12 protein-coding genes are annotated in these 15858 nt (G+C 60.9%); 3 read left to right on the top strand and 9 right to left on the bottom strand.

The window, feature by feature from the left end; all coding sequences use genetic code 11:
• Nucleotides 1–42: 42 nt before the first annotated feature.
• The gene (locus A7K61_RS17750; RefSeq protein WP_069558045.1) at nt 43–1305 is read left to right on the top strand and encodes a hypothetical protein; all 1263 of its coding nucleotides are present in this window, start codon (nt 43–45) and stop codon (nt 1303–1305) included.
• A 306-nt stretch (nt 1306–1611) separates the two neighbouring features.
• Here A7K61_RS17750 and A7K61_RS17740 read toward each other — a convergent pair whose 3' ends face one another.
• Nucleotides 1612–2715 (bottom strand): hypothetical protein, encoded by a 1104-nt coding sequence (locus tag A7K61_RS17740; RefSeq protein ID WP_069558044.1) that lies wholly within the window; start codon nt 2713–2715, stop codon nt 1612–1614.
• 176 nt (nt 2716–2891) lie between these two features.
• Between A7K61_RS17740 and A7K61_RS17735 the strand changes: the two genes are divergently transcribed.
• Complete coding sequence (locus tag A7K61_RS17735) at nt 2892–3518, top strand: bifunctional 2-polyprenyl-6-hydroxyphenol methylase/3-demethylubiquinol 3-O-methyltransferase UbiG (protein ID WP_069558043.1); 627 nt, start codon at nt 2892–2894, stop codon at nt 3516–3518.
• A gap of 103 nt (nt 3519–3621) precedes the next feature.
• Here the strand turns inward: A7K61_RS17735 and A7K61_RS17730 are convergent, their stop codons facing one another.
• The 4 genes from A7K61_RS17730 to A7K61_RS17715 form a co-directional block, all read right to left on the bottom strand.
• Nucleotides 3622–5814, bottom strand: coding sequence for a glycoside hydrolase (locus tag A7K61_RS17730; protein ID WP_069558042.1), 2193 nt, complete (start codon nt 5812–5814; stop codon nt 3622–3624).
• Nucleotides 5815–6056: 242 nt separating this feature from the next.
• Nucleotides 6057–9122 carry an efflux RND transporter permease subunit gene (locus tag A7K61_RS17725; RefSeq protein WP_032894148.1) on the bottom strand — a complete coding sequence of 1022 codons (3066 nt, stop codon included), beginning with the start codon at nt 9120–9122 and terminating at the stop codon, nt 6057–6059.
• Nucleotides 9119–10189 carry an efflux RND transporter periplasmic adaptor subunit gene (locus tag A7K61_RS17720; RefSeq protein ID WP_044270439.1) on the bottom strand — a complete coding sequence of 357 codons (1071 nt, stop codon included), beginning with the start codon at nt 10187–10189 and terminating at the stop codon, nt 9119–9121. Before A7K61_RS17720 ends, A7K61_RS17725 begins: the two co-directional genes overlap by 4 nt.
• Nucleotides 10186–11268 (bottom strand): efflux RND transporter periplasmic adaptor subunit, encoded by a 1083-nt coding sequence (locus A7K61_RS17715; RefSeq protein ID WP_069558041.1) that lies wholly within the window; start codon nt 11266–11268, stop codon nt 10186–10188. The genes A7K61_RS17720 and A7K61_RS17715 overlap by 4 nt, the downstream gene beginning before the upstream one ends.
• A gap of 121 nt (nt 11269–11389) precedes the next feature.
• On the opposite strand from A7K61_RS17715, the gene A7K61_RS17710 reads away from it, so the two are divergent.
• Nucleotides 11390–12553 (top strand): AAA family ATPase, encoded by a 1164-nt coding sequence (locus tag A7K61_RS17710; protein ID WP_003187620.1) that lies wholly within the window; start codon nt 11390–11392, stop codon nt 12551–12553.
• A gap of 99 nt (nt 12554–12652) precedes the next feature.
• Here A7K61_RS17710 and A7K61_RS17705 read toward each other — a convergent pair whose 3' ends face one another.
• Genes A7K61_RS17705 through A7K61_RS17690 form a run of 4 tightly spaced genes read right to left on the bottom strand, consistent with a single transcriptional unit; the run spans nt 12653 to nt 15576 of the window.
• Complete coding sequence (locus A7K61_RS17705) at nt 12653–13501, bottom strand: transporter substrate-binding domain-containing protein (protein ID WP_069558040.1); 849 nt, start codon at nt 13499–13501, stop codon at nt 12653–12655.
• Nucleotides 13498–14274: an amino acid ABC transporter ATP-binding protein gene (locus tag A7K61_RS17700; RefSeq protein ID WP_069558039.1), complete on the bottom strand. Its 777-nt coding sequence runs from the start codon at nt 14272–14274 to the stop codon at nt 13498–13500. The genes A7K61_RS17705 and A7K61_RS17700 overlap by 4 nt, the downstream gene beginning before the upstream one ends.
• Entirely contained in the window at nt 14271–14930 is a 660-nt protein-coding gene (locus A7K61_RS17695) for an amino acid ABC transporter permease (RefSeq protein WP_069558038.1), read from the bottom strand. The genes A7K61_RS17700 and A7K61_RS17695 overlap by 4 nt, the downstream gene beginning before the upstream one ends.
• Nucleotides 14911–15576, bottom strand: a complete 666-nt coding sequence (locus A7K61_RS17690; RefSeq protein ID WP_069558037.1) for an amino acid ABC transporter permease — start codon at nt 15574–15576, stop codon at nt 14911–14913. The genes A7K61_RS17695 and A7K61_RS17690 overlap by 20 nt, the downstream gene beginning before the upstream one ends.
• Between the last annotated feature and the right edge of the window lie 282 nt (nt 15577–15858).

Here is a 15858-nt window from a genome sequence, read left to right as displayed (position 1 = left end):
TATATCTAATCAGACCGTGAATGTTTCCCCAAGGACGGACTGATGATGAAAGCACACCTAATGAAAATTGCGGGTAGCCTGTTGGCGAGTGTACTTGCATTGACGGCCAATGCTGCCCAGTACGTCAAATTGGGGCCTATGGCTGGGCAGTGCGAAACCACCAGCATCAACGACAACGCTATTGCTGTCGGCAACTGCTCTCCCCCCAGCTCCAGCGCCAACAATATTCCCTGGGTGTCGAACGTGAACACAGCAGATTCACAGGTGGCGTTGGCGTCACTGGTTGCGGGCCAACCCTGTTACGCCAACGCTGTCTCCAACGGCAGCTGGATTAGTGGCACCTATAAGAATGCCAATAATGGCGTCACAGCCGTAACGTGGAACGTCACCACACCGGGCAGTGCGACAGCGCTCGCACCGCTTCCTGGCACATTGTTACGCGCTGCTGATGTGCAGACCATCATTACCGCGTTCAATCAGCGTGGCGATATGGTTGGATCAAGCATCAGTAGCAACGGCAAGGAGTTCTCCACCATTGTGTGGCTCGCTGGAACCGACACGCCCAAGCGAGTTTACTCATCGCTGATTGGACTGGCTGGATACAACGACGGATGTTCCCCGGTGGACATCAACAATGTTCTCATGAGTGGCTACCCTAGCATTGCCATGAATTGTCCAGGCAACGACGGCATTCCCATTCCTAAAATAGCGCAGGCTAACGCCACTGGTTATACCGTGACATCCTTGCCCCTCGCTACCGGGGCCAACCATTGCGTGGTCACTGGCCTCAATAACGCCCTACAATCCATAGGCTTTTGCGAGTATCCCAACACCAATGCCAACCCGGCCCGAACAGCAGTCTGGAATACACCCACGTCGGCTCCGCTGACTCTGAATCTGGCAATCGGCACCATGAACTATGGACGCGCAATCAATAGCAACGGAATTGCCCTGGTAGAGCGCAAGGATAACGACGGCAGGACCAGCTATTTCACGTGGATTCCTCCTGCCGGAATATTGGGTATCCAGCTGATTGAGCCTCCACCGAAAACATGGACCCAGGCATTCAGCATTGCTGACAACAACACGGTGGCTCTGAACAGGACTAATGATGCTCAGTACACAGTCGGATGTATCTGGCATCCTGCCTCCGGTGAAAATCCTGCCAAATACAACTGCCTTGAAGCAATTGAAGGTGGCCGAAACAGTGCGCTCAAGGCCGTTTCCCAAAGCGGGAATTATGCCGCTGGTCAGAACGTTGATAGCGAGCAGGACGTTCAAGCTGTGGCGGTAAAACTTTACTGAAAGGGATGCTTACGAGCTCAAACACCATTTAATACTCGACACATTCGACCTAGGAGATTCAGCACATGCCAAACCTCATGACTTCCAGCGGCTTCGTGTCGGCCGTCTTCGTGCTGTTCGCTACCGTAAACGAAAATGCAGCAGCCACACCCATTTCTTCTGCACCGACATTCGTTGTGCCACAGAACTTCGCAGTCGTTGTCCGAGCCGGGGAAAACGGTTTTTCTTGGGTCAGCTCTCGAACCGATAACCGTTCGATGCAGGAGGTGAGGCCAGTGGGCTCTGCCCGCCTGGAAACCCGCTAGCTCACGGGCACTCATCCAGCTGGGCAACGCTGGCGCGGGGCACGAAGGTGATGGTTTTGTCCTTGGCCTGCCAGGGCCGCACGATGTAGCTGCCATCCGAGTCGGCCATCACCCGCAGTTTCACGCTGCGCTTGGGGCTGTCGGCGTCTACCAGCACGCTGGGGACCTTGGCCTCTGCCGCCCAGGTCATCAACGTACAAACGCGCCCTCCCGAGGCGGAGCCTTGCAGCGGCAGGCCGCCCAACTTGGCCCCACTCGCCGGGATCAGCCCGAGTAAAACGATGAGGGCAAAGGCCACCAATGAGGCGAACGCCACCGGGTTTTTCTGAACGCGCATGCGCACCACCAGGCAGGCGGCGCTCCCCTGAATCAGAAACAGCACGGCCATTTCGGCGGCCATGAACGGCGCAAAGAACACGGCGCTGTCGGAGTACTCGCTGAAGGCGCGGGAGACCGGCACCGTCACCATCAAAATGACCACCATTTGAACCACCCCGGCACCAGCACTGGCCAGCCAGAACTCGCCGGACAACTCACGCAGGGCAACATGGGCGGGCCGGGCGCGAATGATGATGCCGACATAGGCCACTACCGCCGCCATGATCGCCACGATCCAACTGAGCGTCAGCAACAGCCCACTTTCGGCGTTCACGGACAGGTACACGGCGGACATCCAGAATACAAACATCACCAACAGGCTGGCCGCCCAATGCCCCAGTAACCGCCGGTGCTGGGCCGTCTCTTGCGGCGACTGCGGGCTGAGATTGAGTTGATCACTCAGGCGCACACCGGTGCCGTTCAGGCGCGTGAACAAGATGAACGTGGGCACCAGGATCGACGCGCCCATCATGCCGATCACAAATACCAACATGGCGAACATCGCCGGCAATGCGGTGAACGCCGATGCCGACAAGATACTCAGCGGCACCTTTTCCATCTGGATGTACTGGTACAGGTACAGGCCGGCCACCGAGAGAATCCCCACCGTCAGCGGCCAGGCACGCTCATTGAGCCAGAGCAAGCCATTGCTCAATCTCGTGGCGTATTGGTCGACCTTGTTCGGTGCGGTGTCGTTGCCAACGGGTGAACGTTTTTCCTCTTCCATGGATGTATAACCCTCTGCAAATGAGGGCCGAATCTTACCCACAATTTCCCGTGGCGGTCTGTCGGATGCGCGCACTGCGACCGCCGTGAAGCGCCCTACAGCGGATACACGGTTTTCAACTCAAGAGTGGGCCGGGGTATAGTCCCCCTACCTCAGCCGCAGCCGTGCGCCATGCCATGAAACTTGCTCCCGACGACCTCAACCAGATCACCGCCGCCACCCTGGGCCATTACAACAAGGTGGCCGAAGACTTTCGTGAAGGCACCCGCGATCACGATGTGAGCCAGAACATCGACGCGCTGCTGCGGCATATCCAGGGCACGCCGCCGTTTACCGTGCTGGATTTCGGCTGTGGGCCGGGGCGGGATTTGCAGACGTTTACGCGCATGGGGCATATCGCCGTGGGCCTGGATGGCTCCGAGCGTTTTGCGCAGATGGCCCGCGAAGACAGCGGCTGTGAAGTGTTGCAACAGGACTTTCTCAAGCTGGACCTGCCCGCCGAACGCTTCGATGGAGTGTTTGCCAATGCGGTGCTGTTTCATATTCCCAAGCAGGAACTGCCACGAGTGCTCAAAGAGCTGCACGGCGCGTTGAAGCCTGGGGGCGTGCTGTTCAGCTCCAACCCTCGGGGCGAGAACCAAGAGGGCTGGAATGGGCCGCGGTATGGGTCTTATCACGACCTGCAGGCGTGGCAGGCCTTGCTGATTGCGGCCGGGTTTGAAGAGCTGGAGCATTACTACCGGCCGGCCGGGTTGCCGCGGGAACAGCAGCCTTGGTTGGCGAGTGTGTGGCGTAAAGTTTAGTGCTGTGTTGTTCGGGCTGACGCCTTCGCGAGCAAGCCCGCTCCCACATTTTGGAATGCGATCCCCTGTGGGAGCGGGCTTGCTCGCGAAGACCTCACAGACGCTACCGATTCACCTGATACACCACCGGCTCCTCCCCCTCCGCCAGTACCGTGATACTGCGCCCGGCATACCCCTGTTTTTCCTCCGCCGAGAAATTCGCCACCAACCGCGTCCCGTCAGCAAAGGTTGTTTGCTGCACCTGCTTGTCTGCGCTCAGCCAGCGAAAATCAGTCATCGCCTGGGTCGCCAAGCGCTGGTGCAACGGCCGGAAAAAACGGTCCTGACGCTGAATAATCGGCAGCCGCGCCTTGAGCGTCGCCGCACTGAGGTGATACAGCGGCGGCACGTTGTAGAGCAGTTGGGTCAGTTCATTGTCGCCCCGCACATTGCTCAGCTTGAGGCTGTCGAACAGCCAATGATGGGTGGTGATCACCGAGCCATGGAACACCGCCTGGTATAACGGCAGGCGCATCGTCGGCTCGAAATACACCGTGCGAAACGGCTCCTTCAACGGCACTGATTTGAAGAACACCGCCGGTTGCTCGGTTGGGTACCAGTTGCCGACGAAGTACGGCGACTGCGGGTCCTGGGTCATCTCGCGGTCGCCCCAGCCGATCACCGGGGTCTGCATGCCGTGGGCGAACAGGATGCCCTGGGCGGTGATGGCGTTGCCGTCTTCGGAGCCTGTGACCAGCTTCGGCACGGTGTTGATCCAGCGAGAGGCGTCGATATTGCCCTCGGCGTTTTGCGCCTGGGTCATGCTGGCGTCGCTGCGGTAGCTGTCGAACAGCATGCTGGTGGCGTAGGCATCGAGAAACCAGGCATTGAAGCCAGCCTTGGCGTGTACCGCCTTCACCCGCGCCTCCAGCAGCGGCCGTACACAACGCGGGTCGGTGTAATGGCCGGACTTCTGGAAGCCGGTTTTCAGCTTGCCGTCTTTCAGCACGATCGCGCAGTCACGATAGGCCTTGGCGCCCAGGTGGGCAGTGGTCCAATCGGGATTTTCGGTGGCGGACAGGGCCGTTTCATAGGAGTCGTAAGGCGCCATCAGAAAGCCGGCTTCCACCCCGGCGCGAATCGCCTCGGGATGCCACAGGCCACCCTCCCAACCTTCGCCCAAGGTCAGCAGCAGACGCTGCAGCCCAGCGTCGCGCAGGGTTTGAATGGCGCTACTGCCCCAGGTTTGCGGGCTGTCACTCAAGGCCCCCGCAAAGTCCACGGCCAGTTCACTGCGCAGCTCGCCATAGCGGGCGGCAAGGCGGGTCATGTCTGGCTCTTGCACTTGCCAGGCCTGCCGGGCCTTGGTGTTGATCGCCGCATTGAGGCCGCGCAGCAGCACGGTTTGCTCATAGAGATTCAATGCAGTGGGCTTCGCCAGCAGCTGTGCGCTCTCTTTGTCCATCAGCGTCTTGAGTTTATGGCTGCGCAGCCGTTTGATCAGTGTTGGCCAATCACGCACATCGCCCAAAGCCAGCAGGCCGTTGTCCCAGAGGTACACATGGCTGGCGCCCAGCAGTTTCTGGGCTTCGGGTGTTTGCCGCAGCTTGTCCGCCAACGGTTCATAGCGGCCCTGCTCCACCAGCCACTGGCGGTAGCGCTTGGCGCCGGCCATCGGGTCGGCATCGCCCAGGTACAGGCGCAGCGTCATCGGCGCGTCAGGCGCCAGCGGGGTGAACTCATGGGACGCGGAGAGGGCCAGGCCGTTGCCGTCGGCGTGCCATTGCAAGCGGTTGTTGTAGGGGTTGGTCAATAACCAGTTCAACGTGAAGCCAGCGTGATCCAAGCCCCACAGCGGCAGGCTCAGGTCCTGGGTGGTATTGAGCTCATCGCGCTCCAGCAGAAACGCCTTCCAGAGGGCATTGCCGGCAGGCACGTAATGCCCCTCGGCCAAGGGCCAGATCAACCCTTGCCCCATGGCCTCAGCGGGCTGGCGCAGCAGGGCCAGCTCACCGGGCGCGCGGGCGTTGATGGTCAAGGCCAGGTCGCGCTGTTCCAGGCGGGCGCTCAGGCGATAGGCGCCGTTGTCCCATTGCCAAGTGGCCTGGTCGGGGGTGTTCTGCAATTGGCTGACGGCATGCGCCGCCACACCGCTGGAGGCCTGCACCGAGGCTTGGCCTGCGGGTGTCACGCGCAGCGCCAGGGTGGCGGGGTCGACTTCGACGCGCCATAAGGCGTTTTCCAGTACGGTGGCGGCGAAGGCAGGCGATGCAAGGAGCAACGCGCAAAACAGCAAGGTGAAACGCAGGCACTGCATGAGGATCGACCTGGGTCTGGAATGAGGACCAGAGGGTACAGCATGCAGTAGTGAGCCAGGACGACATGGGGATTTTTCAGAAGCTTCACACAGCCTCAACCAGAATGAAGATCCAAGTGTGGGAGCTGGCTTGCCTGCGAAAGCGACAGTTCAGTCACAGATGCTGCGACTGACGCACCGCCTTCGCGGGCAAGCCCGCTCCCACAGGGGATCTGCGCTTAACTGACAGTCCTCTCTCAGAATTAATCCTGTTGTGGCTGATGTTCCTGTTTCGGCTCGCGGATCTTGTACCAGGCCACATACAGCGCCGGCAGAAACAGCAACGTCAGCAACGTCGCAATGATGATCCCACCAATCATCGCGTAGGCCATCGGCCCCCAGAACACTTCCCGCGCAATCGGGATCATGCCCAGGCTCGCGGCGGCGGCCGTCAGCAGGATCGGTCGACGCCGGTGTTCGGTGGCTTCCACCACCGCATCCCACGGCGTGTAGCCGGCCTCTTCGTACTCGTGGATCTGTGTGACCAGAATCACCGAGTTGCGGATGATGATGCCGATCAACGCCAGGATCCCCAGGATCGCCACAAAGCCCATGGGCGTGCCCGTGGGGATCAACGCCAGTACCACGCCGATCAGCCCCAAGGGCGCGACGCTGGCTACCAGGAACATCTTCTGCACGCTGTGCAACTGGATCATCAGGAAGGTGGCCATCAGGAACAGCATCAACGGCACCACCTTGGCGATCGGCCCCTGGGCTTTGCCGCTTTCCTCCACGGTGCCGCCAGTGGCGACTTTGTAGCCCACCGGCAAGCCTTCGCTGAATTTCTCGATGGTCGGCGCCAACTGCTTGACCAGGTCGGTCGGCTGCATCTCATCGCGCACGGCGGCCTTGATAGTGATGGTCGGCTTGCGGTCACGGCGCCACACCAGCGGCTGCTCCAGCTCGTAACGCACGGTGGCAAACGCCAGCAGTGGAATCGAGGTGCCGTTGGGCGTGACGATCTGCAGGTTCTGCAAGGTTTCCGGGGTGCCCCGCTCGGCATCTTCGGCGCGGCCGACCACGTTGATCAGGTAGATATCGTCGTGCACCTGGGTCACCGCCGCGCCGCTGACCACGCTGTTCATCAACTGCGCCACGTCTTCCGACGACAGCCCCAATTGCCGCGCCTTGTCCTGGGCGATGTCCACCCGCAGCACTTTGCCCGGCTCGTTCCAGTCGTAGATGATCTCGCCCAGGTGGGTGTTCTGATCCAGCAAGGTCGCCAGTTCAATGGCGTGCTTGCGCACCTGGTCGATGTCTTTGCCGGACACGCGGTACTGGATCGGCCGCCCGACCGGCGGGCCCATTTCCAGCGGCTGCACGTAGCTGCCGATGCCGACAAAATCATCGCGCAGACGCTGTTGCAGGCGGGCGATCAGGGCGCCACGCTCTTCCAGGCCTTTGCTCACAATCACCAGTTGCGCGTAGTAGGGATTTTCCAGCTGCTGGTCCAGCGGCAGGTAGAAACGAATCGCGCCCTGGCCGATGTAGGTGCTCCAACGGGCGATGTCCGGGTCGTCCTTGATGATCGCTTCGAGGCGGTCAACGGCCTTGCGCGTCTCGTTGATCGAGGCGTTTTGCGGCAGGTTCAGGTCGACGAGAATTTCCGGACGGTCCGACGACGGGAAGAACTGATTCTGCACAAACTGCATGGAAAACACCGAAGCCACGAACAGCGCCACGGTGATGCCAATCGCCCACCAACGGTTGCGCATGGCCCACAGCATGCCGCCATTGAAGGCACGGCCAATGCGCCCCGGCTCGGCGTTGTGCGGTTTCACATTGGCGCTGAGGATATGCACGCCGATCACCGGCGCAAACAGCACCGCCACCACCCACGACACCAGCATCGCCACGGCAATCACCGCGAACAGGGTAAAGGTGTACTCGCCCGCCGAACTGGCGTTGAGGCCAATCGGCACGAAGCCGGCCACGGTCACCAGGGTGCCGGTGAGCATCGGGAACGCCGTGGAGGTATAGGCGTAAGTCGCCGCCTGCTCCTTGGTTTCGCCTTTTTCCAGGCGCGTGATCATCATCTCCACGGTGATCATCGCGTCATCCACCAACAGGCCGAGGGCGATGATCAACGCGCCCAGCGACACGCGTTGCATGGTGATGCCGCTGTATTCCATGAACACGAATACCAGCGCCAGCACCAACGGGATCGAGCACGCCACCACCAACCCGGCGCGCATGCCGAGGCTGATAAAGCTCACCACCAGCACGATGATCACCGCCTCGAACAATGCGCTGGTGAAGCCGCCGACGGCCTCTTCCACCACTTCGGCCTGGTCGGAGACCTTGTGCACGCCGACGCCCACCGGCAGGTCGGCGGTCAGCTCGTCCATGCGCCCGTGCAGGGCCTTGCCGAACGACTGGATATTGCCGCCCTTCTGCATGGCGATGGCCAAGCCAATCGCCGGTTTGCCGTTGAAGCGGAACATCGGCCGCGCCGGGTCCACATAGCCACGGCTGATGTCCGCGATGTCCGCCAGCCGATAGAAACGGTCATTGAGGCGCAGGTTGACGTTGGCCAGGTCTTTCTCCGAGGCGAACTGCCCGGAGGTGCGCACGGAGATGCGTTCGGGCCCTGCCTCGATCACCCCGGCGGGGGTCACGGCGTTTTGCGATTGCAGGCTTTGCACGACCTGGCGCTGGTCAATCCCCAATGCCGCGAGTTTGCGCGTGGAGAAATTCAGGTAAATCACTTCGTCTTGCTGGCCGATCATCTCGACCTTGCCCAGCCCCGGCACCGAGCGGATCTCGGCGCGGACTTGCTCTACGTAGTCACGCAGCTGGCGCATCGACAGGCCATCGCCGGTAAAGGCATACACCGAGCCGAACACGTCACCGAATTCATCGTTGAACGACGGCCCCTGCAAGCCCTGGGGGAAGGTGCCGCGAATGTCATCGATCTTCTTGCGAACCTGGTACCAGATTTCCGGAATGGCCTTGGCGCTGGTGGTGTCCTTGAGGAACACGAACACCGTGGACTCGCCCGGCCGGGTGTAGCTTTTCACGTAGTCGAGGGAGTCGAGTTCCTCGAGTTTTTTCTCGATGCGGTCGGTGACCTGCTTGAGGGTTTCTTCCTGGGTCGCACCCGGCCAGCGGGTCTGGATCACCATGGTCTTGATGGTGAACGAGGGGTCTTCTTCACGGCCCAGGTTCATGTACGAGAACACGCCCATCAGCAGCGCGACGAACATCAGGTACCAGACGAAGGACTGATGCTTGAGGGCCCAGTCGGATAAGTTGAAGCTCCCTTTCATCGCGGGCTGTCCTCGTCGATTTTGACTTTTTGCCCGGGTTTCAGGCTGTTCACGCCGGCAGTGACAATGCGCTCGCCGGGTTTGACGCTGCCATTGAGCAAGGCGCTGTGGGCATCACGGCTGATGACCGTGACCTCACGCGGTTGCACGGTCTGGCTCTGGGTGTCGAGCAGCCAGATGCGGGTCTTGCCATCGACTTCCTGCAAGGCGCTCAGGGGCAGTTCGATGCGCGGGGCGATGGCGGTGCTCAACGTCACGCTGATTGCCGTGCCCAGGCGGAACGCGGGCGGGGTTTCGGCCAGGCTCAGGCGTGCGCGACGGGTGCGCGTGGCGCTTTGGGCCTGAGGCTCGATCTCACGCACCACGGCGGTGGTGTGCACGCTGGGGTCCAATTGCCCGGCGACCAGGAACACCACATCGGCAGGCAGACGTTCAGCCAGGCCTGCGGGCAAGTCGATCACGGCTTCCTTGATGTCCGGACGGGCCAGGGTCACCACTTGCTGGCCGGCGCTGACCACCTGGCCGGCCTCGGCATTCCAGGCGGTGACGATGCCGGCGTGGTCGGTGCGCAGTTCGGCGTAGTTGAGCTGGTCCTTGGCTTGATTGACCGAGGCGCGGGCCTGGTCGAGGGTCGCCTGGGTGGTTTTCAGGTCGGTCTGGGCCACATCCAATTGTGCCTGTGCGCCGACGCCACGGTTGAACAGTTCCTGTTGCCGCCGAGCGTTGGCCTGGGCGTTGATGAACTGCGCCTGTACCCGCGCCAGATCGCCCTGGGCGGCACGTAATTGGTTCTGCTGGTCGGTGGGGTCAAGCACGGCGAGCAAGGCGCCCTTCTCCACTTCGGCACCGACATCCACGGCGCGGCGGGCGATGCGGCCAGGCACGCGGAAACCCAGGTTGCTTTCATAGCGGGCCTGGATGGTGCCGGCGAAACGACCGAGGTTTTCCTGATCTTCAGCCTTCACTTCCATGGACAGCACGGGCCGTATGGGTTCGGGCGGCGCCTCTTCCTTGGAGCAGGCCACCAGCAACAGGCTGGCGGCGACAATGAGCGTCAGTTGCTTCATGGCTGCGCTCCGGGTTGGGCGATCTCGACGACCATGCCGGGGTGCAGCAATTGCCCACCGGCTATCACGACTTTTTCACCGCCGTTGAGGCCCTCGCCGATGATCACCTTGCCGGTGAGGTAGCGCGCCACGGTGACCTTGTGCAACTGCGCCTTGCCTTCACCGTCCACCAACCACACGGCTGGCTCGTTGAGGTCTTTGGTCAGCGCCGACCAGGGCAGCTCGATGCTCGCCTTGGCCGGGCCATTGGCGGTGGCGCTGACCACCGAGCCCAGCTCCATGCCCTTGGGCAGGCTTTGCAGGGCGATCTTCACTTGCACGGTGCCGGTAGTGGCGGCCACGGCGGGCGTGACTTCGCGGACTTTGCCCACGGCCTTGATGCTCGGGTTGTCCAGCAGGCTGACGGTAATCGGCGCGTCGGGCGGCGGCTCCACCAGCAAGGACTCATACACGTTGAACACGGCGTCACGCTCGCCATCGCGGGCCAGGCTGAAGATCGGCACGGTAGCTTGTACCACTTGGCCGACTTCGGCCTGGCGCGCCGTGATGATCCCCGGTGCATCGGCGATCAACGCGGTGTAGCCCAATTGTTCGCGGGCATTGGCCAACTGCGCCTGGGCAGCGGCCAGGGCACTTTGGCTGCTGCGCAGCGCGGCCTGGGCGGCGTCGTATTCGCTGCGGCTGGTATAACCTTTGGGCAAGAGTTTTTCCTGGCGCACGAAGGCGGCGGCGGTCTGCTTGACCCGCGCCTGTTCAGCCACAACCTGAGCCTGGGCGGAATCGACATTGGTTTGCAGGTCCTTAGGATCGAGCTTGGCCAGCACTTGCCTGGCCGTTACTCGGTCGCCCACGTCGACCATGCGCTGGATGATCTTGCCTCCCACGCGAAAGGACAGATCGGTTTGCACCCGCGCCTGGATATCACCGGTCAACGTGACCGCCGCGGCAAAATCCGCCGACTGCACCGTTTGCACGAACACCCGTGAATGCTGCTTGGGCTCGGCCTTGTCTTGGCCACAGCCACTGAGCAGCGCCAGGAGGCCAAGGCTGAAAATAAATGTCGAGGTGCGACCGCCCATGCAGGCTCCTTTTGCGTGATGCCGACGTTCAAGTGTGTATGCGACTGTGAGCTTAGATCAGGGTTCCTTATCTGCATGGAGGATCCCATACTCCAATGGTTCCCACGCTGACTAAATACACATGCTTAAAACCCTCGCGGTGGCCAATTACCGCTCGATCAACAAATTGGTGGTGCCCCTGGACCGGCTGAACCTGGTGACCGGGCCCAATGGCAGCGGCAAGTCCAACCTGTATCGCGCCCTGCGCCTGTTGGCCGAAACCGCCCAGGGCGGGGTGATCAATGCGCTGGCCCGTGAAGGCGGGCTGGATTCCACATTCTGGGCCGGGCCGGAAAACATCAGCCGGCGCATGCGCAATGGCGAAGTACCGGTGGAGGCCGTGGTTGCCCAAGGCGTCAAACGCTTGCGCCTGGGCTTTGCCGGGGAGGACTTCAGCTACGCCATCTCCCTGGGCATGCCCATCCCGGTTCCCGGCAGCGAGTTCAAACTGGACCCGGAAATTAAAAAGGAATGTATATGGGCCGGCCCCCTCTACCGCCCGGCCAGCCTGTTGGTGCAGCGTTCGGGCCCGATGGTACGCGCCCGTGATGGCCGCGCCTGGGACGTACTGGCCCAGCACACGCCCAACTATCACAGCCTGTTCGATCAGGTCGGCAGCCTGCGCGGTTCGCCGGAAGTGTTGCTGCTGCGCGAAAGCATCCGTGGCTGGCGTTTTTATGATCACTTTCGCAGCGATGTGGATGCGCCGGTACGCCAGCCGCAATTAGGCACGCGCACGCCGGTACTGCATCACGATGGTCGGGACTTGGCGGCCGCGTTACAGACGATTCGCGAAGTGGGCGATGTCGAGGCGTTGCAGCACGCGGTCAGTGATGCCTTCCCCGGCGCACGGTTGCATATCGAACCCTTGCAGGGCGGACGCTTTGCCATTGAGTTCTATCAGGAAGGCTTACTGCGCCCGTTGTCGGCGGCGGAACTGTCGGACGGCACCCTGCGCTACCTGCTGCTGATCGCCGCGCTGCTGACGCCAAGGCCGCCGACCATGATGGTGCTGAACGAGCCGGAGACCAGCCTGCACCCGGACTTGTTACCGGCACTGGCGCGCTTGATTATCCAGGCCTCGAAGCAGTGCCAGGTATGGGTGGTGAGCCATGCCAGCCGATTGATTGCGGCGTTGCAGCAGGATGAAGAATGTAATTCGATTGTGTTGGAGAAGGTGATGGGGGAAACGCGGATTGTGGGGCAGGGCATTTTGGATGCGCCGGCGTGGCATTGGCCGGAGTAGGCGGTGACTGTACTGGCCTCTTCGCGAGCAAGCCCGCTCCCACATTTTGATGTGTGAATACATTCAAAGGTGGGAGCTGGCTTGCCTGCGATAGCGATCTCAGCCCTGCCACTTACCGCCTTCAACAATCACATTCTCAGGCTTGGTGTCGTCGCTCAGCTCTTTACGCACATATTGGTCATAAAGCTTGAGCAGAAACTTCTCCTCGCCCAACTTCGCCAGCTCGGCATTCACCCAGTCACGCAGCTCGGTATTGCCCTTCTTCACCGCCGGGGCAATCGGCGCTTCATCCCCCAGCTTCTCTTCCAGCACGCGGTAGCCTGGGTTCTGCTTGGCCCAGCTGAACAACACCAGATTATCCTGCGCATACGCATCACCACGGCCCGCCGACAGCGCCTGCAGCGACTCGGAGTTCTTCTCGAACTTGAGCAGTTTCCAGTCCGGGTGGTTCTTGGTCAGCCAGATATCCGCCGTGGTGCCGGTGGTGACGATGGTGGTGCGGGTTGCCAGGTCGTCCAGGCTTTTCACCGCACTGTCATTCGGCACCAAGGCCTGCACCGCGACTTTCAGGTTGGGGTTGGTGAAGTCCACCGCTTCCTTGCGTTCAGGCGTCACGGTCATGTTGGCGAGAATCAGGTCGACCTTGTCGCTTTGCAGGAAGGGAATGCGGCTGGCCGGTTCCACGGCGACAAATTCCACCTTGTTTTCGTCGCCCAACAGGTCCTTGGCGAATTGCCGGCCAATGTCGGTATCGAAGCCGACATAGCGACCGGCTTCGTCCACAAAACCGAACGGCGGCTTGTCGGTAAACACGCCGACAATCAGCTTGTCCCGCGCTTTGATTTTGTCGATGTAGCTCACAGCCGCGGGTTTTACCGGTTCTTCGGCCTTTTTATCGCAGCCGGCCAGCAAGGCGACGGCAAACAGTGGCAGCAGTAACTTTTTCATATCAGCTCCAGTTCCTTGATCTTTTTGGGCAGTGTTGAAACAAAGGAGAACTTCTCCAGGAACTGCTGCGCGCGTGCGGTCTGCGGGTTCGTAAAGAATGCCTCGGGGGTGTTGTGTTCGAGGATGCGACCAGCCTCCATGAACACCACGCGGTCGGCGACGGCGCGGGCGAAGGCCATTTCGTGGGTGACGATCAGCAGGGTCATGCCATCGCGGGCCAGGTCCTGGATCACTTCCAGCACTTCCTTGACCATCTCCGGGTCGAGGGCCGCGGTGACTTCGTCAAACAGCATGACCTGGGGGTTCATGCACAATGAGCGCACGATAGCGATGCGTTGTTGCTGGCCGCCGGAAAGCTGGCGTGGGAAGGCGTCGCGCTTGTCGGCCAGGCCCACGCGCTCCAGCAGTTTTTGCGCCTGCTCACGGGCCTCGCGGGGGTCGCGCTTTTGCACTTTCAGCGGGCCGAGCAGGATGTTGTCGAGCACGCTCATGTGCGGGAACAGGTGGTAGCTCTGGAACACCATGCCGATGTCCTGGCGTACCTGGCGCCAGTCGGTGGTTTTATCCAACAGCTCAAGGCTTGCAAACCGCAGACTGCCGCTGTGGGCCACCTCCAACCCGTTCAAACAACGCAGCAAGGTGCTTTTGCCACAACCGCTGGGGCCGAGGATCACCACTACCTCGCCGCTTTGCACGCTCAGGTCGATGCCCTTGAGCACCTGCGTCTCGCCGAAGAATTTGTTGAAACCCTGGAACTCGATCAATGCGCTCATGCTTGGGCCCAGCGCCGTTCCAGCACCTTGGAGGCGGCTGACAACGGGTAGCAGATAAAGAAGAAAAACAGGAACAGCGCGCCGTAGATCAACACCGACTCATAGGTACGCTCGATGATTTGCTGGCCGACCTTGATCACATCCACCACGCCGATCAGCACCGCCAGGGAGCTGGTCTTGATGATGCGCGTGTACACGTTGATGGTCGGCGGCGTCATGCGCTTGAGGGCCTGGGGCAGCAGTACATAGCCGTACAACTGTGGGCCGGACAGGCCAATCGACAGGCCCGCTTCGCGCTGCCCACGGGGCAATGAATGCAGCGCGCCACGCACCACTTCGCCCACCTCGCTGGCGCCCCACAACGACAGCACCAGCACCGCGCACCAGAAACTCGGGATGCTCAGGCCGAAGAAGATCGGCGCGCCAAAAAACAGCAGGTACAACCACACCAGCACCGGAATGGCGCGGAACAGTTCCAGGTAGACCCGCAGCACGCCGTTGATCGCATTGTTATTCAAGGTGCGCAGCACGCCGTAGAGCACGCCGCCCACCGTACTGAAGGCGATGCTCAAAAACGAAATCGACAGGGTTTGCGCAGCGCCCTTGCCCAGTTGCGGCAACGACACCCAAAGCAACTCAAGACCCGAACTGGCCATGCTGGAGCCTCCTTTCCAGGCGGCTGAGCAACAGCGACAACGGCAGGAACAACAGCATGCAAATCAGCGTCAGCACGGCGAGCATTTCGTAGGTCTTGTAGTAGAGAGCGATGTAGCTCTTGGTGGTGTAGAGAATCTCCGGCACCGCCACGGCGGAAACCACCGTGGTTTCCTTGAGCAGAAAAATGAAATTGGCGAACAACGCCGGCAAGCTGAGGATGCCGGCCTGAGGCAGAATCACATGGCGCAGCAGCTGCCAGTCGGACAGGCCAATGGACTTGCCCGACTCGATCTGCGCCAGCGGCACCGCTTCCACACCGGCGCGCAGCACCTCGGTGAGGTAGGCGCCACCCAGAAAGGTCATGGTGATAATTGCCGCCCAGAACCCGGAAATATTGAACCCCAGGGCCGGCAGCGCGAAGTAGACGAAGAACAGTTGGATCAACAGCGGCGTGTTACGCGCCAGCTCCACATACAGCGCTACCAGACGCGACAGGTACGGCGTGCGAAACACCAGCAGCGCGGCGTTGATCAGCGCCACCATCAAAGACGTGGCAATAGCGATCAAGCCGACTTGCAGCGTCACACCCACGGCCTTGAGAAACGCCGGCAAGGTGCTGAGGATAAAAGCGAAATCGAAGGTCATGTGCAGTCCATATCGCCGCATGGGTAATGCCGCGAGCGCAGTCCGTGCCGACGTGGATAACGTCAGCTAGCGCGAACTTTAAAGGTATAAAAATCAAATTTTAAATACCAAAATAGCATATTGATATCACTCAAAAACCTAACCTCTGTGGAAGCTGGCTTGCCTGCGATGGTCATAGGTATCTACACAACTGTGCAGTTCGCCGCACCCACCGGTAACCACGATGCGAAGCGAGTCGCTCTTGATCTTGATCTGCTTGTGATCTTGATCTCAGGCGCCCCG

The sequence above is a fragment of the Pseudomonas sp. AP42 genome (assembly GCF_001728935.1).
In the GTDB taxonomy this organism is placed as follows: Bacteria; Pseudomonadota; Gammaproteobacteria; order Pseudomonadales; family Pseudomonadaceae; genus Aquipseudomonas; species Aquipseudomonas lactis.
This window is presented reverse-complemented; position numbering and strand designations above follow the sequence as displayed.